This is a genomic window from Rhizobium sp. 01T417, assembly GCF_056398905.1.
Map to the genome: position 1 here is coordinate 55,379 of NZ_JBFTQH010000014.1, position 21,334 is coordinate 76,712.

The window sequence follows — 21,334 nt, forward strand, 5'->3', positions numbered from 1 at the left end:
GACGATGCCCAACCCCGATCTCACGACAACAGTGACAGCCATTGAGTTGCTCGACAGAGAGACGCTCCATGTACTGGTCACGACGAATGACATCCGTGACAACTATGTCTCGGAGCTGCGGCGACTGAGCGGCCCTCGTTTTGAGATTGCAGAGGTTCTCTTTCGCCGACCCGAATGGCTCACTGGGTTCACCAGCCCCAGCCCCGACTTGAGCTACGTCGCACGCTGGGACAACATGATCTATGTTGTTGCAGCTGGGAACCAAACACCTGTTGGGCGTCCTTGTGAAGCCATCACCAGGGTCGTAAGCGGCTCTGATGGCCAAGTCTTCGCTACCTGCTATTGGGGACTTCTCCAGTGGTTCCGAAATGGTCAGTGGGATTTTGTCGACTTTCGCCGTGAAGTAGACCTCTTTCATGTGCTGTCGACAGCACGGGATGAGTTTTATGTCTGTGGAACAGAGGGTACTTTGAGCCATTGGGTGAATGGTAGCATCACCTTTTTTGATCTCCCGACCGACGCGCCGCTGTTCGCACTTGCGCAGGACGCAAATCGCGAGATCATCGTCGGTGGCGAGGGTGTTCTCTTCAGGGGTGGCGGCGCAACCTGGGACATGATCGATGCAGGTGAGACGACCTTCCACCATGCCCGCCGCCACGGTCATGCTATCAACCTTGGTGGAGGTGAGAGCGGCTTATACAGACTTACTGATCGCCACCTCGTGCATGTCAATGGCGACGTTTTCGCCTACTACCTTGCCGATCACGGTGACCGTATAGCAACATGCGGAGCCAACAAGGTCTGGATCATTGACCGCGACGACACCTACGCAATCACGTTCGACCATCTTTTCTAACGCGGCCGATGATGTCTGGCGGTCAGGGAGTCTGTTTTGGAGCGAGCCCATTCGCCGCTAGATAGGCTCGCACCCTCCGAGGATCTAGCTCCGCGATCCGTGGCGCCTCCTTCACCGACAGCATACGCACCACGAACAACTCCCCGGCCTCGGGATACTCGGCGTACCGCTCCTTCGCGATTTCCACCCCCGCCTCCCCCGCCACCCGCAGCCCGTCGAGATGCGCCTCAAGCCGCTCGACCAGCCGCGCAAGCCGCTCCTCGTCCATGTCGGGGTTCTCGTCCGGATGGAGCAGGTGGTGGTCGTAGACGGTCCACAGGAATGCCGCCATCTCGGCATGCTGGCGGACGATTTCGCGAAGAACAGGTGCGGTGGGCATCAGTTGAGGTTCACCGATCCGCCACGAATGCGGTTCGCGGCGCTGGCGTGGCTGGTCACATAGGTGCCGCGGATGGTGATGTGTCCGTCCTTCTCCATTATGATCGTCGCCTTGCCGCAACGAAGCTCAATGCGCTCCTCAGCGGTGATCCGCACGCGCTCGCCATCACGAATGACATTCGGCGTTGAAGACCTGCGCGCCGGCTCCACGATTCGGCCGACGATCAGCGGCCGCGTCGCGTCTCCGCCCTCGAAGAGCAGCGCGACCTCTGCACCAATGATTGCTGATGTGAGGTCGGCCAAGCTCCGCGCAGGTAATGCAGTATCCCGAGGGTTGCCGGGAAAGACCACCAACGGCACGCCCGCCTCGAAACCTAGCAACACGCCGATCACAACTCCGTCGATACGTTCCCGTGTGTCGGACATCCGAATGCCTCTCAATTATGACTGATCTTGCTGCCCTTCCAAACGACCTCGCCCGAAGCCTTGCCGTTGAACTTGCCCTTGGCGTTGATCGAAACATCCTTGCCTTCAATCGAGATCGTGCCGTCCTTCTTCATTGCAATGGCCGCCGAGCCGCACTTGATGACAACAGAGTCGCCGGCTTCAATCAGCAGATCCTTTCCGATCTTGATCAACCCGTCCTCACCGATCTCGACGGCGCTGCCCTTGCTGACCTTTACCACCCGGGCGCCGCTAATCTCCGTCCTATCGTCCTCGCCGATCTTCGCACTTCGGCTCTTGCCGATGGTGCTTGTCTGTCCGCTGCCAATCTCGACGCTCTGGTCAGTGCCGATACTCCAGCTGTCGGATGTACCGATGTCATGGCTCTGGCTGATGCCGACGCTGACCGACCTGGTCGCGCCGATAGTGCTCATCTGTGCCGCCCCAACCGTTCTGGTCTCTGCTGCCCCCACGGTATCGATCCGCGCCGCACCCACCGTCACCGTTTGGATGATGCCGACTGTCTGCGTGTGGTTGGAGCCGATCGTCTCGGTGGAATTTGCGCCGATGCCGATCGTCTCGTCGGCGCCGACCGTGAGAGAGCGGTTAATGCCGACCGTCTCGGTGTCGTTGGAACCGATATTGACGGTGCGGTTGACACCTACCTTTGTCGTCTTGTTGTTGCCTACGTCCTCATCGAGGTTCACGCCAACGGAATGCTTTGCATTGTTGTCGATGCGGTCGGACTGGTCATGCTGGACCAACTTGTCACGGTCGTTCTTGATCAGCAGGTTGTGGTCCTTCTGCGCCTGGAAATAAACCTCTTCCGATCCGGCCTTATCCTCGAAGCGCATTTCGTTCCAACCGCCGCCCCCCGGCGACGAATTCGTCTTCAACCCCGATTGGGTGGCATTTCCCGGCAGCTCGTAAGGGGGCATCTCCTTGCCGTTATAAACCCTGCCGGTGATAATTGGCCGGTCCGGATCCCCCTCGAGGAAGTCCACGATCACTTCCTGGCCGATACGCGGGATCTGGATGAAGCCCCACCCGGCTCCGCCCCAGGTTTGTGAAACCCGTACGAAGCAGGAACTGTTCTGGTCCTTCTTGCCGAGGCGATCCCAATGGAACTGCACCTTAACCCTCGCATACTTGTCGGTGAAGATTTCCTCACCTGAAGGGCCGACCACCGTCGCGGTTTGCGGTCCGCGCATGATTGGACGAGGCGTGATACGCTGCGGCCGGTAGATGATGGAGGTTGGAGCGACCTGAAGTGCTGCGTGGAAGGTTTCCTCCCCTGCATAACCAGCCGGACGGTAACCGGGGTCGAATAGGCGATATTCGGCGCGCAGGACAACATGCTCCGTGTTCTGGTCCTTGCGCCGGAAGTTTTCCAGTTTAAAGGTGCAGCCCGAAGCCAGCCCCCGCACAGTACCGGCGGCGGTGATACGCTGATGCGCCGCCTGTATTTCCTCGCGTCTCACCACGGCCACAGCGTCGCCGCGACCCACATTCAAATGGGCACCTGGATGGCGGTAGTGCTCTCCCTGTGATTCTGCGTGAGAAAAGGGCTGTGTCGACTGCGCCATGAGGTCGGCGCCCGGCTTGGTGAAATCATAGTCCGTGTGGGCGTAGGCGCCCGGGTGAACGGAACTGGTTGCCACCCATTCCGTGATATATTCCTGGTCCCGCCGCACCGGGTCGCCTTCCGCGCGGAACTTGACCGTCGCATAGCCCGGCGCCGGCTTCAGCTTGTTCATGGCGTCGGCGAGAATGAGCGTGTGCTCTCCGTCGCCGTACTCGAAAAAATACATGATGCCTTCGTGCTCGAGCAGGCGCTGCACGAAGTCCAGGTCGGTTTCGTCATACTGCACACAGTATTCCCTCGCCTCATAGGACCCTTGCAGCCGCTTTTCAAACTTCGCCGGCTTATACTTCGAGAATATCTGCTCGACGATTTCCACAACACTCATGTTCTGAAAGATGCGGCAGTCAGTGGTGTTGGCGAGCAGCCAGAGCCACGGCCGCAGCTCCGCCTCGTAATAAGCAAAGCCTTCCTCGATCCGCGTCAGGCGGAAGTCTGAAACGAGCCCGCTGAACCACCGCTTGGGATCTCCGGCCTCGCCCTCAACCGAAATTGGCTTCCCAAGCAGTTTGAGCGCGTCGACGTTTTCGTCGGAGCTGACGAAGCCGACGGTGAAGGCAAAACACCGGCTTATCTCGTCATGGCCAATGAGGTGCGTAAATGTCAGCGTCGCGGGCCCAAGCGGCGTCTGGACGGTTGTCTTGCGTTCTTCAGCCATTCGGAGAGTGCCCCTGTCTCGTGACGCCGGCATTCCTGTATCGTGAGCCTAGCACAAAGACCCGCCACCTCGAAAGCCGCATCGGCGTTGCGCAAGGTCATACTCTCCGGACGAAGTACTGACGGGGATTGGGTTTTTACGCGGTCACGCGATGATACCGATCGGCCATCATCACCCAGGCTTTTGCAGGGATCGGAGTTGGGCGGAGCACTTTGTGCCTCCATGGATCCCGTCGGACATTCGTAGTCCCGCCGTAAAGCCACTCTTTCAGCCCCAATCCTTTTCCCTAGGCGAAGCTGCAAAAATTGCATTACTATGGACGCTGTATTCTTGCCGTTCATCAGGACAACGAAGTCAACAATCTGGGCTTACCTGCCATGACGCAAAGAAGTTCGTGCCTTCGGCCGCAATGGATTTTTTTGATCCCGCTGTTGATGCTGTTTTTAACGGCGTTCTCGCAGATGGCCCATGCGGAGCGTAAAGCCGCTATTGTGGTCGGGAACGGCGAATACGAATTTGCGCCTTTATCGAATCCAAAAAACGATTCCAAGCTGATTGCCGCAACGCTCACCGAGCTTGGCTTCGATGTCCTGCTCTTCTACGACGTCAAGAAAGCCGCCGTCGGCGATCTCGAGAATGCAATCCGCAGCCACCTGATCGGTGCCGATCTTGCGATTTTCTATTATGCGGGACACGCGCTACAGCACGAGGGACGAAGCTTGCTGCTACCCGTCGATGTACGGACGGGGTCTGCCAAGGAGGTTATCGATGACGCCATCGCCCTCAATGATCTCATAGACATCGTCAAGAACGATCCAGTCGGAGTCAAACTGATCATTCTGGACGCTTGCCGCAACAATCCGCTCACCACCGAAAAAGGACTGCAACAGGGCCTCGCCAACATGGAGGCCGGCGCAGGTCAGGTTCTCATTGCCTTCGCTACCGGCGCCGGCGAAGTCGCCTATGACGGCACAGGCGCAAACAGCCCTTATTCTCTGGCGCTCGCCAATGCACTTCAGCAGCCAGGCCTCGACATCTACGACACGTTCAGAACAGTGCGGGGGGACGTGCGCCTGGCCACCAACGGATCGCAGATTCCGTGGATCACGGGTTCGATCGAAACCAAATTCGTCCTGAAGCCGGCAGGCAGCGAGAAACCGGCGCCCGTGGTTGCGGGCAGTGACGGGGCACTGACAATCGATCAGGTTCTCTGGTATTTCATTCAAGACAGCGCAGACCCAACGGATTTCGAACGTTTTGCCAAGGCGTTTCCAAACAGCACGCTAGCAGCGGAGGCAGTCAAACGTAGCAGCCTTGAGGTTGCCGAGTTGCAGCAGCGTGGTCTGTTCGTCAGCGGCGCACTTGCCGCCACCCCGATTTCCACCGAGCCACCACCCTCCAATGAGGCCAATGCAGCGGCGGGGGCGGAGTTTGTCTTTCAGCAGGCAGGCGAGCGCGCCGTGAGCGAGACTTTTCGTATCTGGCCGCGCAAGATGCCTGACACACAAAGCGGCATGAAGTCTCTCGTTACGGATTGCGACCTGTACGCAGCCGATCCCAATGATCCTCAACGCGTGGTGCCGGGCGTTACGAATGGACTGGTGAACATCCGCGACGGGCTACGCTCCTGCGGCTACGCGCTGGCGGCGGACCCCAACAATCCGCGCTTGCAGTTCCAGTTGGCCCGCGTCCTCGAAATAGCCAAGCGCTATGACTGGGCGGAACATTTCTACCAACTTGCCGCCACGCAGCAATACAGCGCTGCCCTCGTCAATCTCGGATACATGGCCCGTGCCGGCATCGGTCGCGAGGTCGACTACAAGCGGGCTCTCGATTTCTATATGCAGGCGGCACCGCTCGGAAATCTTAGAGCGAGGACGAATGTAGGAACCGCTTACATACGCGGTCAAGGCGTCCCACAGAATCCCGAAGAGGGAATCCTGTGGTACAGACTAGCGGCATCCAGCGGCTGGTCGAATGCAATCACTGCGCTCGGCGACAGCTTCCGGCGTGGCACCGGAGTGAAGAAGGATGATGTCGAGGCGACAAGGCTTTATGCCGCGGCGGCAGATGCCGGCCAGATCGACGCCATGACCAATCTGGGCCGTGCCTATGTCGGCGGCCTGGGCGTCGAGAAGGATGTCAAACGGGGCTTTGATCTGATGATCCGCGCCACGGAAATGGGTAACCAGTACGCGCCTCTCTATGCAGCGGGCCTTCTCATCAAAGGCGAGGGCAAGGTTCGTGCCGATGCCAATCGCGCACTTTCCCTGCTGGAACTGTCGGCACGCCGAGGCTTCGAGGACGCCTATCTTGAGCTCGCCAAGGGTTACGCTGCGGGCAGCTTTGCCCGCGGAAAGCCAGATTTGAGGAAAGCATATTTCAACGCGACACTCGCCACGCGTTTCAAAGTCGAAGAGGCGGAACAGACAAAGACCTCTGTGGGCGAGAAGCTGGACGCTGCTTCACGAGAGGAAATCGAGAAAGATGTCGAACTCTTCGTCCAGCAGAATGGGCTTTGAGAGCACGGTGGTAGGGTCATAGTGGCATAATTGCACGGAACGCGGGGATGGCATTGCGCTGGATTGTCGAAAGAATTGGCCGGCTCTTGCGTTTCGGGAGGTTGAAGAGCGCCGTCAGGATCGTCGATCCCGCCGCCGCCGGGGACAGTCTTCAGTACGTCCTTCGAGACCCGGTTGACGAAGCCAAACCCAGAAGCCTCATTTCCGTCCTCGGTGCGATGCCCGCTAATCTCGCCGAGATTCTTGACACTGCCGTCAAAGCTTGCAGGGCCAATGGCGAATTTCCAGTTATCGTTCTGTCAGAATTGCGTCCCGACCTGACCGCTGCAAGTTCGGCCCCTTTGGAATTTGTCCCAACCCGCAGCCACCTGCCATCACTTTCCCCCGAAATCTATGGCAGATACTCTCGTCGGCGCTGGTCTTTGATCATTGCGAAATGGGATATCGCCAGTGAAATCACAATCTCATCGACCATCGAGGAGTTTCTTGCCGATCAGCTCGGCGCGGATGTTTCCATGAGCTCACATTCGAGCAATCGCGGCATGCAAGGGACGGTCAGCGCGGATGCTGAAGACAAGCTGCTCGACCGCTTTCGCGGCCATGGCGGCTCCATTAACGAAATTCAGGCGCCCCAGACGCCGGCGAACCTCGGTGCGGAAGGCATCTGATAGCGCCAGGTCGAGCGTTGTCGTCACACGATCCGACTCCGAGTACCGTAAGCAGAGACCCAGGCCCGCAGTTTGGGCATAAACGGCGCGAAGATGCTGATCGTCCATTTCCGGCGCCTGGTTGGGCACGAAGATCGAGGGGATCCCTCCCAGGATGCTCTCATGGAAGCTGTTGTACCCCGCGGTGGTGACAAGAAGATCGATCGCGCTGGCGCACTCAGCCAAGGGGTAAACGCTTGTCCGCAAAACGCTCGGCCATTCCTGCTTGGGAGGTGGCGCCAACGGATTGAGGACCTGAACCGTCTGCACATTCCGTCTGGCCAGATCGGCGAAGATCAGACTTGGGAGATCCTGCAGGTCGAAATTGCGTTGCGAGCCCAGTTGTACTGCAACCGTGAACCGGTCCGGGTTGACGCCAAGCTTGGCGGCAGCTTCGCTCCTGGGCAGGCCGGAACCCGGATCCAACAGAAGCACTGGGGGAACAGCAACTGCCCCGGGCATATCGCGGGTCGGACCATGGTCTTCGTCATGCGCAAATTCGCCTGGTTCGATCACCATGTCGAATATGTCCTGAACGCCCGGCTCGAAATTGTGGGAAAGACGCCACAACGCACGCCGGATCCAGATCCAGGCGAGGTCGCGTCGGCATTCGGCAACGGCAATTAACCCTGGAAACGGCCTGTTTCCATCAAACACCACCGCCGAGGCATCAAACGCCTCCACTGCCGTCACCAACTCCTGCGCATAAGCCCTGTTCCAGCTTTCATCCGTTACGCCGATTGCCAAACCGGAAGGAGTATAGTCGACAGCGTGACCTCGCGCGTGGGCCAACGCCGATCCGGCCGATCGAGTAAAGAAAATCGGATCCGTATCATCGGGCAGCCGCTCCGCGATCGCCATCAGTCGTGTGATATGACCGAGCCCGATGCCGTTTGTCGCCACAAGTAGCACACGGCGCTTCTTGCCTATACGTCGCGGGGCGGGTTCAGGCGTCACACTTTCGGCAGTCTTGCCAGGTGAACATCCGCTGCCCGCCGTCCGGCTGTTTTCCAGCCAAGAAGCCCTGCGAAGCTCAAGATCATCATAGAGGCGTGCCATGCGTTGCGGATATTGATCGATCGCAAATTTCCTTCGGACGAGCTCCTTCGCGGCATTTGATTGTTGGAGATAGGTCGAAGGAGAGGCAATGAGGCGCTCGATGACGCTTCGCGTTTCTGCAATGTTGCAGTAGACCGCGCCATCTTCGAACAGGCCTTCAAATGAAGGGTCAAGCACTGTCACCAAACCGCTGGCCATCGCTTCTGCGATACATACTCCGAAGGCTTCCACCCATTGCCGACTGTGAAAATAGACATAGAAATCAAGGCGTCTGAGAAAGTCTGGGACGCTGTTTTGCGCGAATGGACTGATCTGCCAGTTTGAGCCGATCCACGGCTGGATTGGCTCTGGGACGCCGCCCAACACCTTGATGGCAAAATTGGGTGCGTCAGGGTAAGCTGCCCGCAGGTCATCTGCAGAACTGGGCCATTTCGCCGGGTCTCCCCTCGTGTGGCGTCCCAGATTCACGATACGTGCCGGAGCTGATCGCTCCGGCGACGCCCATTCAGCGGCGTCGACCATATTATACAAATCGTGTCGGAGAAGCGGAGGACTGTCGGTCCCAATACTGTTGAACTGCGACCGGACCTTTGGCCCGACGGGAGCGAACGCGACTGGAACACCAAAGAGCCTGTCCAATACGCGTCCCACGACCGTCAGATCGTATTGCGGAACGCGATTACCGTCGAACAGAGGATGATGAACCACGCAAACGACGCGGTGAGGTCTTAAGCGCACCGGCGAACTCGGCATACGCTCAAAAACTGCAGGATGGTGAGCCAGAAGAATGTCGCAGGTTGCCTCTTCCGACCCTGTTAGCCAGACGGTATTCGATTGTTCAATTGTGGTGGCCGTGCGACTGTCGAAGACGCCTAAGTCGCGGGTGCGCTGTCCGAGGATGGGCAGTAGCCCACAACTCACTTCCCACTGTCTCGCCGCCTTGAGCTCGGCTCTCAGTGCGCTCGACGTACCGCCAAGAAATCGTGGGTCGGCAGCATGAACAACGTCAAAATGCATCAGCCAACCCCGAGATTATTTGCTGCACTCGGAATACCCTACCCTCAAATGAGCTTGAACCCGGTTTCAAATACCCCGACGCAGCGAGACATTTCCACCGCGCTGGTCGCAGCCTCGCGAGGCAGAGAACAGAACGAGCGCTAATAGGCTGATCCGCGGCCCCAGCCCCGTTCGGATTGGGTGTCCAACTTCCGTACCGCAACAGGTTGCCGTTGAACCCCCTTCTTCATCTTTTCGACTGCCAAGTTGCCGTAGCAACTGCGAGGATGCTTTGCGAGGAAAGCCTGATAGGATTGACGCGTGTTCAGCTTTTGTGCCCGGCGCCAATCGGCAGATTCAGCTCGACTCGGTGGCGCACTTTGACAGTTACGGGCATTGGTTGGCGCAAAGGGTTGGTACGTCCAGGACGGCACGCATGCCGTCAAAAAGACCGAGAAAAGGACGGAAACACGTTTCAGCATGCGAGACGCTCCAATCCGGGATTTAGGCTAAAAACCTACAAGGAAGAGTAGAATAACTGTCGCCAAATAACAAGCTCCGCAGTTCGCACCGACGTCCCCGCGCCCTCCTTGCGAGGAGAAAACTATTCCAGTAGCTCCGAGCTTACTGGCACAAGCTTTCTCGATTAACGCCGTCAAACATCGTTCCTATAGGGCCGGTGAAACCGACCCGGACCGCAGTCGCGAACGGCGTGCCGGGCGCGGCATTCTCGTGTCGCGTTCCCTTATAACAACTGAAGCCTATGTGCCTGCCCATGACTGCCCAACAGAGGATCTAGTATGACTGAAAATAGCTCCGCCAATAATTTCCCTCCCGGGTACGAACTGCCAAAGGTATGGCATTGGGAAAAAGGCAACGGCGGACAGTTTGCCAACATTAACAGGCCCATTGCCGGCCCCACCCACGATAAGCTTCTGCCTGTCGGAACGCATCCCCTGCAACTCTACTCGCTGGCAACTCCGAATGGCGTGAAGGTCACTATCATGCTGGAGGAACTGCTTGCGCTCGGCCGCAGCGGAGCGGAATACGATGCGTGGCTGATTAGGATCGGCGATGGCGACCAGTTCGGTTCCGGCTTTGTGGAGGTCAATCCAAACTCGAAGATTCCAGCACTGATGGACCGTTCTACAGCTGAGCCGACACGGGTGTTCGAAAGCGGATCAATCCTTCTTTATCTGGCAAGGAAATTTGACGCCCTGATACCACAGGAGCACAAGGCACAGACGGAGACGATGAATTGGCTGTTCTGGCAAATGGCCTCGGCGCCCTACCTCGGCGGCGGCTTTGGCCATTTTTACGCCTACGCTCCAATGCATATCAAATATGCCATTGACCGTTTTTCGATGGAGGTGAAGCGTCAGCTTGACGTGTTGGACCGTCATCTTGAAGGCAACCGGTTCATGGCGGGCGACGAATACTCGATTGCGGATATCGCAATTTGGCCCTGGTACGGGAACCTCGCGCAAGGAAAGGCATACGGCGACTCCGCAACCTTCCTTGATGTTGAGACCTATAAGAACCTGCAGCGCTGGACTGCTGAGATCGCAAGCCGGCCGGCGGTCAAGCGCGGCCGCATGGTCAACCGGATCAACGGCGATCCTTCAGAACAACTCCATGAACGACACGATGCCTCCGACTTCGAAACGCAAACACAGGATAAGGTAGGCTAGAGGCAGAGGGGCCGTCTTTAATCGGTTGGTTGCGAAGGTTTTGGCTGCAGGCGCACGTCAAACCTGCCGATCTTGATCTTGCGCTTCCAGCCGTGCCCTTCGAAGTCGCTCGCTTTTTTCTTCCCTTTTTCGGCGCTCTTCCTCCGCATTCTGGCGAGCGAAGCGCGTCGTTTCTTCGAAAGCATCGAGCCGTTGCTGCCTGCTCGACCTCGAGGATTTTCTGTTGCCGTGCTCTGTCATTTCCATTCTCCTCGCGGGGGTCGTCGTGTCATTCGCACTCCTGAGCCGCATCCCGTGGTGTCCAATCCTGCATACAGCAGTTGCAGCGCAGGATGCTCGCGCGCCGATGAATAGATTTTCACCTGCTCTTGTCTGCGCGAGAAAGAGAAACGTTCTGCTTCACAAACCGTTCAGTGCGGCACCGTACGAGCGCTTTGACTGCTAGATAGGACGATGCCATCTCGAGGAAATGGCCACTGTCGAATTCCTCAACCTCGATGAGGCAGCTATGTTCCACGTTCTGATGAGATGTTTGCGGCATTCTGATCATCGGTGCCAAATGTCATTCGCATTTCATGTGCCGGCTCGCGCCAAGACTGCGATAAAGCGCTTCTCCTGCTTTTGACGAATGCAGTACAATACCCGTGCAACCGCGGCTCTTCAAATACGCAACAGCCTTGGACCTAAGCTTCGTGGCAACGCCCAATCCTCTAAACTCCTGCTCGACCCAGAAACCAGAACCACGTAACGCCCATCGCCTCGATCTCGAGGATCCAGCGATCTCCTGTCCTTGGATTGCGATGCGTCGCACTCCTATCGACACAATTGTCGTCATCAAACTTACCGACGGGTCGGCGTCGGGGTAACCGAGCAACAATCCGGCATTAACGCCCAGCGGAAGCGTCGCTAGCCTCGTCCAGGCAGCAACAATCGAAGGAACCGAAGAAGTTGGAAATGGAGATCATTTCGGCTCTGATAGCCACATGCTTGTTGAGGCTGCCAATCACCTCCTGTGCCAGCGGGATCAATGGTTTCGGGGATGATGCAGCAAGTACTGTCACTGACGCAGAACGCCGTGTCGGCAACCCCGCAGCGCGCTAACAAAAGAGGCTCGCCACGAGATACCTGAGGCGAGCCCTTAGCATGTGATGTTGCGCCACGATAACCTACCCGTGACAAATGAAAATCTGACGCATAAAGATTAAGTAACTACTAAAATGCAAGTGGAACACAGTGTTTATGCACTGCGGTTGAGATCGACCCATCATCCTTAAAAAACCACGACGTTCCCAGGGTTCCTTATAGCTTCGGGCTTTTCGGCCACACCTTCAGCCTGGATGTAGATCCATTTTAAGTCGCAAACCATTTTCAGCCCGCCAACCGAGCCGGATCATGCTCGCCCCCTTACGGCGGCTGCCTCACTGAGGCAGTCGCCAGACGCCAGGCTGGCGCTTGGGGTCATTTCCGCTGACCCGCTGAACTGGACCGTATTACGCGACGCGGTACGCCAACCCAAGGCACAAGCCAGAGATGAAAAGTATCAATGCGATTGCGAACTTCGTTCGATCAGTGAAAGCATAGAACGAGGCCTCGGGAGGCGCTCCGTCGATACTGTCGGCGGGTGTCTCCTCTTCTGGTTTTTCAGGATCGCCCGCTAATGGCCGCAGGTCGCACGGAATATCGGCAGTTGAAACGACGACCCGTCTCACGCTGGCCTCATCAAACTTCACAGAAAAGGAAATCTCCTTGCTCTCTTTGATCGTCAGCAAGGCTCTCCGAGCGGCGGCCTCCTCGTTTTCGGCTTCGACAAGTGACGTGTGCATCACGAGATAATGTGGCATTCGATCCCTCTTGCTGTGCTGTTCGACGGTGATCGGCAACTCCACCGGCCACGTCAAGCGCTAGAGCGTGATAATGTGTGCCACTGACCCACAATCCGGTTCCACGCCAGAGCCGGTCGAGAATGAAAGATCATTGCGCCTGCCTCGGACGGATTAGGGTGCGCTACATATCGGCGGCCAATGCCGTCGCGGCTTCTCCAGCGTGCTAAGCTTTTTAGGTACTCCCGTCGAAACATCATTGCTTTCTGCGCCAACCACGAGCCCAAGACGCTGCGCCAACATATGCGCATCGGCAGGCGCTCGAACTTCAACGTTGTTGTCGAAATAGAGGTAAACATCCCGCCCCTTTTGGGACGGGGAAAGCGGCGCGGTAACCCATTCCGCGTAAATGGGCTCTTCGCCGCGGGCCCATGCAGTAACCCGCTCCGCCCAGGTTTTCAAAGCGTCATCGTCATTGCCGCTGACATAGAGTTCTTGGGACCCATAAAGGCGGCAATAGACAAAGTCGGCCGTACGTCCAGCCAGACAGCCAATGCGAACAGCCCCAAGTTTCGTCATCGTAAGAAACGACAAGAGGAAGCTCTTGTTCCTGCACGCCCATCCACTTTCCGGGCCTGCGAAAAATGCGCATCACGAATAACCGAGAACCACGACTGATGACCCTAATGTCCAATAATGCGACCTAGCATTCGATCCTGGACATTTTCTGGTCCGACTATTAACGCGGCGATTGAAGTTGCGCGTTCCCGCTCGGCGTAGTTATTGATGTATCCCTCTAGCAGGATGACAGGACCCAGCATCTTAATCGTGATGGCAGAGCTATCCAGATCGGGGTCGGCGGACATTGCCGCTTCAACGGATGCAATAGTCGCAGCCGAACTATGACCGCTCGTGCAATGCTGTTCATGGCTAAAACTGTCTGATCCGAACTTCATCGACTTTTCTCCTTCTGTTCCCTTAAGAAACAGTCGAAGGATCATTAAGTTCGGGCGTTGGACTTAGGTCTGAATGAGAGGCGACGACCCATCGCTCACCCAAGCTGGACGCTGGATCACGGGCATCTTGTCGTGTTCGAGGAACGGAGTGCGGGCACCGTTGAACGTCACCGCATCGTTCGAAATGGCATAAGGCCAGTTACTTGATCAATTGCTTCTCACACGGATAGAGCCGTCTACTGGTCATTGAGAAATGATTGAGCCGCGGGACGAGCACAGTCTATTAGCTGGCCTTTTTCATCTCGCTCTGATCATCGGGCACGATATGCAGACCGGCTTCGTGAGCCGCCTCCACGAAGGCACAGCGCGCCGTCTCAGCATCGACATAGCATTCGATGGCTTCCACCGACCGCCAGAGCGCGCTGTGGAATGCTTTTCCATTTGCAGGCCACTTCCCGCCCACAAGCATTTGAGCCAATTCTTGGACCGTCTCGGCATGACGATAGTTGCCTGTGCCGCCGATTTCCACTGTCAGGGGCCTGATGAAAACGGGAAGAACAGCGTCCATTGATGAACTCCTTGCCAGGTGCAGCGTCAGCAAATGGTGGAGTGGTTCGCATTCGTCTAGGTAAGTCGAGAAATTTATTCCTGCGGTAATGAAAGGATGACCTGAGTTAAAGACCTGCAAGAGTCATATTATTGATTATTTCAATGCCTTATCTCGAATACTTCCACTGACTACGCAAGCAGGCTTCCACGTCGGCTCAGTGGCGTCGATAAACTGAAGGCTAGATGGCCGGCCGAACCCTCAATGGGGAAGACTAGCCTTCGCTCAGCCGACATTGATCGCGGAGATCGAGTTTCGCCGATTGTCTGGAGATGCCAATCTCCGCCATGCATTGGAGCCGTGAGATCCAGGACAATGTTGCTGTCCATGGCCGAGAAAATACAGGCTAAAACAGGCAGGGCGCTCGACCCTTGCGGGGAGCGCCCTGCCAAACCCGGACGACCGCAGCCGGCAGAAATCTGCTCGGCAAGGATCATCGAAACGGGTAGTGAGGCGTTATTTGGTGTGCGCCGGTTCTTTTTCAAGCTCTTCCGTCCGTTCGAGTTCAAAGAAGTAGATTCGGGATTCGCCTCTTCTCGTCATGGACTATTGCCGCACTCTCGGCGCCGGCAAACCGCATGATCCTCAGGCAAGCCACCCGACCGCTCGCCTGAAGACCGCGCCGCAGATAGGAGAACAGGATCCGCGCGGCGCCCGAGCGCCCGAGCTTGTGGAAACGAAGTGCCAGGCGAAGCGGTATCCGTGCTGGATCGATGGCAATCAGGCGCCGCTTGCGCGTCCCAAACAGTAATGCGTCCGCACGCGCTTTGCGCCAATGCCGACATTGCGCATATCGGGTAAATCATCGTGGTTGCCGGCCCGCGAATTTCGACGATCGCAAAAGCTTGCTTCATTCTTAAAGGGCACAGCCCTCGGCCCCGCCTTTATCGCCTTGATCTGTGGAGACGACCGTCCGTGCGTGCCATCAGTAGTAAGGCGAGAAACACGCCTGTCGTGGGCCATAATAGGGCTGGAACGTGTTGTCATAACTCCTGTAGGATCGATAACGCGCATAACACCAGCGCATATGCGCATTGCCACCGTAATACGCTCTGCGATAATATCGAGGCGTATAATAAGACGGGCCGTAGTAACCCGGATCGTAGTAGTCAGGCGCGTAATAGTTCGGCTGCGCCAGCAATCCGCCGACTATTGCGCCTGCCGCGAGACCGCCGAGCGCCCAGCCCCACCCCCCGTTGCCATGATGGTGATAGTATCCGCCGTTGTAGTAACCGCCGTGGCCGCCATGATAGTCCACCGGCTGCGCCCGCGGGGAATCGATCTTCGGGGCGACGATGGTGGGGAATGCCATGGCCGGCGGGACGCTCGCCAACGCCGTCGCAAGCGACACGGCAACGAATGCTAGCCTTTTCATCGGCTTCCCTTCCGTCAACTTTGCAGTCCACCATCATACCGCGGAAAGGACGATGTCGCACTTGATTTCCAGTGGGCGGTCAACGGTCCAGAAGGGCTGTCTTTTACCTCACTGCTCCTATGATCGCTCAAGGCCAGCTTGGCCAGAACCCTGTAATCCAAAGCGGCCCGCGATCGCGAGAGAAGCGCAGGCATTGCCTTCGAAGAGCTAAGCTTGTCCCTCTCTGGCATAGGAGATTTCGTCCTGTACAGGATGCTGGGTGTCCAGTTGCGCCCTGTTAGAGCCGCACCTCTCAAAGATACCACGTCGCGACTGTCATCAGGTTAGCTGCGTCATCACCTTCCAGCCGGGACAGCCCAGAGTAACAAACCCATCGATCTGCAGTATGCCGGCATCGGCATCGACGATATATCCTTGTCACCATACGCCAGGCGGGCCAATGACAGGCGATCCGTCACCGCAGTTCAATATTGACAGCCTTCGGGCCTTTTCCTCTGTTATCCGGTTCCGTGTCGAATGAGACTTTCTGCCCCTCGCGGATGGTCTGGATCCCAGACGCCTGAAGAGCCGAGATGTGCAGGAACACATCGCTGCCGCCCCCCTCGGGACTGATAAAACCGAACCCCTTGTCTTCGTTGAAGAATTTCACCGTGCCCGTTGCCATTATAACCTCCAGACTAAGAATACGATCAACATGGAGCCGACGTGCAGCCTACGCAAGCGGAAATATGGGCCTCATCCGCTGGTCCAGAGGCTGCTCTCTGCCAGGATATTTCGCCCGACCTATGACTGCCGAAGGCCCCCTCGCCGCTTCATTGTTGTCGACCGATCGGAAGAGGTTTACGTTTGCGACGATATCGGGACGTGACTTACTGTGTTTTGCGTTGTGGACCAGGCGCGGTCTCTCGGCAATCCCGCGCATCGTTGGCCCACGACGCAGCTTCAGATTGACCGGCGTCTCGTTTCCAGTTGGAGGCAACTCATGGGTCAGATGATGAAGGCTGCTGTCGTTCGACAGTTCCGCACACCCCTGGTGATCGAAGATGTGCCAGTGCCATCTCCGCATCCGGGGCAGATACTCGTCAAATACGAGGCGACTGGCGTGTGCCATACCGACCTCCATGCAGCCAATGGGGATTGGCCGGTGAAGCCGAGTCCACCATTCATACCGGGGCACGAGGGCGTTGGCTATGTTTCGGCAGTCGGCGCCGGTGTCACGAGAGTGAAGGAGGGCGACCGTGTTGGCGTGCCCTGGCTACACAGCGCGTGCGGCTACTGCCCGCAGTGCCGAACCGGTTGGGAAACACTCTGCGCCTCGCAGTCGAACACCGGATACTCCGTTAATGGCACCTTCGCCGAGTATGGGCTCGCTGATCCTGAGTTCGTCGGCACACTGCCTGACCATTTGGAGTTCGGCCCCGCTGCCCCGGTTCTTTGCGCGGGCGTCACTGTCTACAAGGGATTGAAAGAGACAGAGGTGCGCCCAGGCGAATGGGTTGCCATTTCGGGCGTGGGAGGCTTGGGTCACATGGCCGTCCAGTATGCCAAGGCGATGGGCATGCATGTCGTCGCCGCCGACATCTTCGAAGAGAAACTGGCTTTGGCAAAACAGCTCGGGGCGGACGTCACGATCAACTGCAAGGCTGGCGACGCCGTCGAGCAGGTTAGGAAGGCGACCAATGGCGGTGTACATGGGGCTCTCGTTACGGCGGTCTCCCCCGCCGCCATGGAGCAGGCCTTTGGCTTCCTGCGATCGCGTGGGACGATGGCACTCGTCGGCCTGCCACCGGGGATGATATCGCTGCCTGTGTTCGAAACAGTCCTGAAACGCATAACAGTTCGGGGATCGATCGTCGGTACGCGCCAGGATCTGGAGGAATCGCTGCAATTCGCGGCCGAAGGAAAAGTCATACCTCATTTCTCCTGGGAGGGTCTCGAGAGCATCAATGACATTTTCCACCGTATGGAAGCGGGAAAGATCGACGGTCGCATCGTCATGAGATTGTAACGCTTGTACCAGCCAACCGGCGGTTCCGATTTTGGACAACAGGGTTCGCAAGGCGGCATTGCGATCGGAAATCTTGCGGGGGGATCCGCTCAGTTGCGAAACGACCTTAGGTAGCTCAGAACCGTGCCGCTGCGGGAGGTTTTCACTCCGACAGCCGGTTCGAGGCATAGCAGAGCCAATGACCTTTGACCCACGGAAAGGTATCGCCATGAACAAGGGCTTGTTGTCTGATGCGCGTGACGGACTATCCAGAAGAGATCTTCTGCTGGTGGCGGGAACCGCCGCCGCGACGATCGCCAGTTACAGCAATGGCGCCAAGTCCGCGTCCCAGCCGGATGCATTCTCAATCAAAGACGTGAAACAAGGCGAGGATATTTTTACCTACATCTCCAGAATGAAGGGCAGTTTTGAACCGACCATATACCAGCAGATTATCGGTGCTGCCAATGAGTTCAAGGAGGGAGATCAAGCCATCGGCGTTGGCGCCGACAACGATGCGACGCGACGATATGCACGCATTCTGTTGACGAATACCAAGCTCGCAGACCTCTACGCGAGGCCATTATTTCAGGATGATCTGCAACAACTCATCTGGCAGACCACCGACCAGGCCCAGTACGAAAAGGTCAAGGACTGGACCATGGGCGAATTGAAGGAATTTCTTCTCGCCGAGCCAGAGGACGAGATTAGGGGTGTCATGAATGGCCTGACCAGCGACACCATCGGCTGCGTGCCGAAATTGATGAACAATGAAGAGCTCGTTTCCGTCAGCCGAAAGATCTTTAACGCAATGCCTGGCACCAAGCTTGGCGCGAAGGGATACATGGGCGCACGCATCCAGCCCAATTCACCGACGGACCATCCCGACGACATAATCTGGCAGGTCTTCGACGCATTTTCGTATGCCACGGGCGACATCGTCATCGGCACCAATCCTGTTGACAGTACGGTCAACAGCGTCGCCACGGTCGAACGTGCGCTCAAGGACATTGTCGACACCTTCAAGCTGCAGGATGTGATCCCGTGGTGCGTCCTCTCGCACATCGATGTCCAGGCCGAGGTAGGCGACAGCTTCCCCAAAACCGTCGCGACGATGTTCCAGAGCCTTGCGGGAACTGACGATTGCAACAAGATCTTCGACATCACGATCGACAAGATCCTGAAATATGCGCGGGCGAAGAAGGGGCAGCGATATGGCCTCTACTTTGAAACCGGACAGGGCTCGGAATTTACCAACGGGGCGGCGAACGGCGTCGACATGATGGTTCTTGAGTCACGAAAATACGGCTTCAGCAGGGCTGTAGGATTGGAGCTTGCCAAGGTGCAGCCCAAGGGCGCCTGGCTTCACGTCAATGATGTCGCCGGTTTCATCGGGCCGGAGGTTTTCAAAAGCCGAGACCAACTCGTGAGATGCTGTCTCGAAGACTTGGTCATGGGCAAGCTCCATGGCCTTACCATCGGTCTGGACATTTGTACGACATTGCACATGACAGTGAGCCTTGATGACCTGGATTGGTGCCAGGATCAGATTATGCCGGCCAATCCCGCTTATCTGATCGCGCTGCCAACGAAGAACGACCCGATGTTGAGCTACCTCACCACATCGTTTCAGGATCACGTGCGCTTGCGCGAAAAGTTCGGCTTTAAGGTCAACGATGCGATTTGGGACTTCTACAAGCGGCTCGGCGTGGTGGGTAAGGACAACCGCTACACGGCGAATTATGGAAATCCCCTTTGGGTGTACTTCCAATATCGCCTGGCCAAGGGCGACAAAAGATCGCGTGAGCAGGTCTATGCGGAAGGCCGGCAGAAGATGCGGGAGATTGAGAAGCGAGGGGTCGACATTGCCACAGGGCATGGAAGGAACAGATGGGATCTCAATCATACGCTTTCGACCAAGGTCAAAGGCTTGTACGAGGATGCGAAGCAGTCCCTCTGGACCGAATTCACGCCCGAGTTTATCGCCGGCATTCCCGATGCCGTTTCAGTGCACACACAGTCCAGGGATCGCAATGACTACATAGCCCATCCCATGAGCGGCGAGATGTTGAACGCGGAAGGATTGCGGGACGTCGAAAGACTGAGAGATGCCTGGGGAGAGGATATCCCTCAAGGTCAGATCGTCATTTCCGACGGACTAAATGCAAAGGCTATCATGGATGATGGACATCTTGCACCGTATCTCGAGGAGATGCGCCGGCTGCTGGCCACAGCTGGCGTCGCAATGAGCAACAAGAACATTGTTGTTACCAGCGGAAGGGTGAGAGCCGGATACAGGATCGGGGAGGTACTTTTCGCAAGGGCAAATCCCAACAGCTTCCGAGGCATTCTTCACATCATCGGCGAGCGACCAGGGACGATGCACCACGCCTATTCGGTCTACATTACTGTCGCCAAGGGCAAGCGATGGTCCGAAAAGGATATCGATCACGACATCACCAAGCTTGTCAGCAATGTCGCGGACACGGCCCTGCCGCCCAACGAAGCCGCCAGAGAAACACTGACCATCATCAGGGAAATCGTCGGACGGAATGTAAACGGCAGCCGTCGCTACGGGGAATAGAAAGGCCGCGTACGGGTGCTCCTCTCCCCGTTATCAGGACCGCAGGTCCAGACCCGATCAATCGATCCTCCGGCCCACGCGCACCAGGTGTTCGTCCGGATCGGACACGGCGAATTCGAACATGCCCCATGGCTGCTTGACTGGTGGATAAAGAAGCCTGCCTTTTAGCCGGGCCGCCAGTTCTTCGACATCGTCAGCGTAGAAGTAGATGCCGAACGGACTCTTGCCGGGAACGAGCCAGTCCTCGGCCGCCTTCGTCAGGTGGATTTCGGCGCCTCCGTCGTCCGTCAATATCACGTAATCGCCGTAGTCCTCAGAATCCGGATCGCGACGGAAGCCCAGCAGGCCGTAAAAGTCTTCGCTCGCAGCGAGATTGTTGCAAGGTATAACGGCGACGACCCTTCGCTTCTCGGACATAGATAGGCTCCAGCTTGTTGTGACCGATATCCGAATAGCACCGGAGGCCTTTTTGGGAAAAGATCGAAGCCAGCTCCAATGGGCGGCAATGCACATAAGCGCGCCGACTGCCATTTTATGGATCGGTTCGCCAATTTCCTCCGGTGAACCAAATAAGAACGTGCGCGAAACAGAGGACGGTCACAGAATACCATCCCACGCGGCGCCTCAGACCACCGGGAGCTCCGCCTCTCCACCGCCTCTCTGGCACGCAGAGTGTAACCAGATTTTACTTCACCAGGTTGCGCGCAATCTGCACAAGCGCACCGTCACTGGCATCCGACGTCTCTGTTTGATTTCCAGCCTCAAGCCAACAGACGTTCATAACTGCCAGAATATCCTCATCCGATTGATCCACACCAGCCGCGTCGAAGTCTCTCCGGATGATGGCAAGGATATCGTTGCGGTTGACGTCGGCTGCCCCTCTGGCAAGCTCATCCGAGTATGCTTTCGCGTTTTCGTCGGCGAGCGCCAGTTTTTCCGCCGCCCAGATACCAACCAGCTTGTTGCGCCTCACCATTCTCATCACATCTATCCGAAGGCTAGCCATCGAAAACCCTCCGTTGCGTGTCTGCCTGCATCATATCCTTGTCTGC

18 protein-coding genes and 1 pseudogene are annotated in these 21,334 nt (G+C 57.2%); 5 read left to right on the forward strand and 14 right to left on the reverse strand.

Annotated features, from left to right (window positions below):
• The first annotated feature begins 4 nt into the window (after positions 1-4).
• Positions 5-856, forward strand: coding sequence for a beta propeller repeat protein (locus AC1DPR_RS15745; RefSeq protein ID WP_477816647.1), 852 nt, complete (start codon positions 5-7; stop codon positions 854-856).
• A gap of 22 nt (positions 857-878) precedes the next feature.
• On the opposite strand, the gene AC1DPR_RS15750 is transcribed toward AC1DPR_RS15745, so the two are convergent.
• From AC1DPR_RS15750 to AC1DPR_RS15760, 3 genes are read right to left on the reverse strand one after another with little or no spacing between them, the layout of a single operon-like run.
• Entirely contained in the window at positions 879-1,235 is a 357-nt protein-coding gene (locus AC1DPR_RS15750) for a hypothetical protein (protein ID WP_477816648.1), read from the reverse strand.
• Complete coding sequence (locus AC1DPR_RS15755) at positions 1,235-1,660, reverse strand: DUF6484 domain-containing protein (RefSeq protein WP_477816649.1); 426 nt, start codon at positions 1,658-1,660, stop codon at positions 1,235-1,237. Before AC1DPR_RS15755 ends, AC1DPR_RS15750 begins: the two co-directional genes overlap by 1 nt.
• A gap of 11 nt (positions 1,661-1,671) precedes the next feature.
• Entirely contained in the window at positions 1,672-3,978 is a 2,307-nt protein-coding gene (locus AC1DPR_RS15760; protein WP_477816650.1) for a type VI secretion system Vgr family protein, read from the reverse strand.
• Between the two features lie 434 nt (positions 3,979-4,412).
• Here AC1DPR_RS15760 and AC1DPR_RS15765 point away from each other — a divergent pair, with 434 nt between their 5' ends.
• Entirely contained in the window at positions 4,413-6,500 is a 2,088-nt protein-coding gene (locus AC1DPR_RS15765) for a caspase family protein (RefSeq protein ID WP_477816651.1), read from the forward strand.
• Between the two features lie 521 nt (positions 6,501-7,021).
• Here the strand turns inward: AC1DPR_RS15765 and AC1DPR_RS15770 are convergent.
• The gene (locus AC1DPR_RS15770) at positions 7,022-8,464 is read right to left on the reverse strand and encodes a glycosyltransferase (RefSeq protein ID WP_477816652.1); all 1,443 of its coding nucleotides are present in this window, start codon (positions 8,462-8,464) and stop codon (positions 7,022-7,024) included.
• Between the two features lie 1,598 nt (positions 8,465-10,062).
• Between AC1DPR_RS15770 and yghU the strand changes: the two genes are divergently transcribed.
• Positions 10,063-10,953, forward strand: a complete 891-nt coding sequence (yghU, locus tag AC1DPR_RS15775; RefSeq protein WP_018856357.1) for a glutathione-dependent disulfide-bond oxidoreductase — start codon at positions 10,063-10,065, stop codon at positions 10,951-10,953.
• 562 nt (positions 10,954-11,515) lie between these two features.
• Here yghU and AC1DPR_RS15780 read toward each other — a convergent pair.
• The 8 genes and pseudogenes from AC1DPR_RS15780 to AC1DPR_RS15815 form a co-directional block, all read right to left on the reverse strand.
• On the reverse strand, positions 11,516-11,788 hold the full coding sequence (locus AC1DPR_RS15780) for a GNAT family N-acetyltransferase (protein WP_477816653.1): 273 nt from the start codon (positions 11,786-11,788) through the stop codon (positions 11,516-11,518).
• Between the two features lie 655 nt (positions 11,789-12,443).
• Positions 12,444-12,794, reverse strand: coding sequence for a hypothetical protein (locus tag AC1DPR_RS15785; RefSeq protein WP_477816654.1), 351 nt, complete (start codon positions 12,792-12,794; stop codon positions 12,444-12,446).
• A 153-nt stretch (positions 12,795-12,947) separates the two neighbouring features.
• Positions 12,948-13,367, reverse strand: a complete 420-nt coding sequence (locus AC1DPR_RS15790) for a DUF72 domain-containing protein (RefSeq protein WP_477816655.1) — start codon at positions 13,365-13,367, stop codon at positions 12,948-12,950.
• A gap of 89 nt (positions 13,368-13,456) precedes the next feature.
• Positions 13,457-13,729 carry a BON domain-containing protein gene (locus AC1DPR_RS15795; protein WP_018856352.1) on the reverse strand — a complete coding sequence of 91 codons (273 nt, stop codon included), beginning with the start codon at positions 13,727-13,729 and terminating at the stop codon, positions 13,457-13,459.
• A gap of 283 nt (positions 13,730-14,012) precedes the next feature.
• On the reverse strand, positions 14,013-14,297 hold the full coding sequence (locus AC1DPR_RS15800; protein WP_018856351.1) for a DUF982 domain-containing protein: 285 nt from the start codon (positions 14,295-14,297) through the stop codon (positions 14,013-14,015).
• Positions 14,298-14,882: 585 nt separating this feature from the next.
• A pseudogene (locus tag AC1DPR_RS15805) lies at positions 14,883-15,099 on the reverse strand (hypothetical protein); the annotation flags it as partial.
• A gap of 162 nt (positions 15,100-15,261) precedes the next feature.
• Positions 15,262-15,711 (reverse strand): BA14K family protein, encoded by a 450-nt coding sequence (locus tag AC1DPR_RS15810; protein WP_018856349.1) that lies wholly within the window; start codon positions 15,709-15,711, stop codon positions 15,262-15,264.
• 454 nt (positions 15,712-16,165) lie between these two features.
• Entirely contained in the window at positions 16,166-16,375 is a 210-nt protein-coding gene (locus AC1DPR_RS15815; RefSeq protein ID WP_018856348.1) for a cold-shock protein, read from the reverse strand.
• Positions 16,376-16,693: 318 nt separating this feature from the next.
• Between AC1DPR_RS15815 and adhP the strand changes: the two genes are divergently transcribed.
• Positions 16,694-17,719 (forward strand): alcohol dehydrogenase AdhP, encoded by a 1,026-nt coding sequence (adhP, locus tag AC1DPR_RS15820; RefSeq protein WP_018856347.1) that lies wholly within the window; start codon positions 16,694-16,696, stop codon positions 17,717-17,719.
• A 208-nt stretch (positions 17,720-17,927) separates the two neighbouring features.
• Positions 17,928-20,282, forward strand: a complete 2,355-nt coding sequence (eutB, locus tag AC1DPR_RS15825) for an ethanolamine ammonia-lyase subunit EutB (protein WP_018856346.1) — start codon at positions 17,928-17,930, stop codon at positions 20,280-20,282.
• 57 nt (positions 20,283-20,339) lie between these two features.
• On the opposite strand, the gene AC1DPR_RS15830 is transcribed toward eutB, so the two are convergent.
• Complete coding sequence (locus tag AC1DPR_RS15830; protein ID WP_113470370.1) at positions 20,340-20,699, reverse strand: VOC family protein; 360 nt, start codon at positions 20,697-20,699, stop codon at positions 20,340-20,342.
• Positions 20,700-20,967: 268 nt separating this feature from the next.
• Positions 20,968-21,264 carry an ATPase inhibitor subunit zeta gene (locus AC1DPR_RS15835; protein ID WP_477816656.1) on the reverse strand — a complete coding sequence of 99 codons (297 nt, stop codon included), beginning with the start codon at positions 21,262-21,264 and terminating at the stop codon, positions 20,968-20,970.
• Between the last annotated feature and the right edge of the window lie 70 nt (positions 21,265-21,334).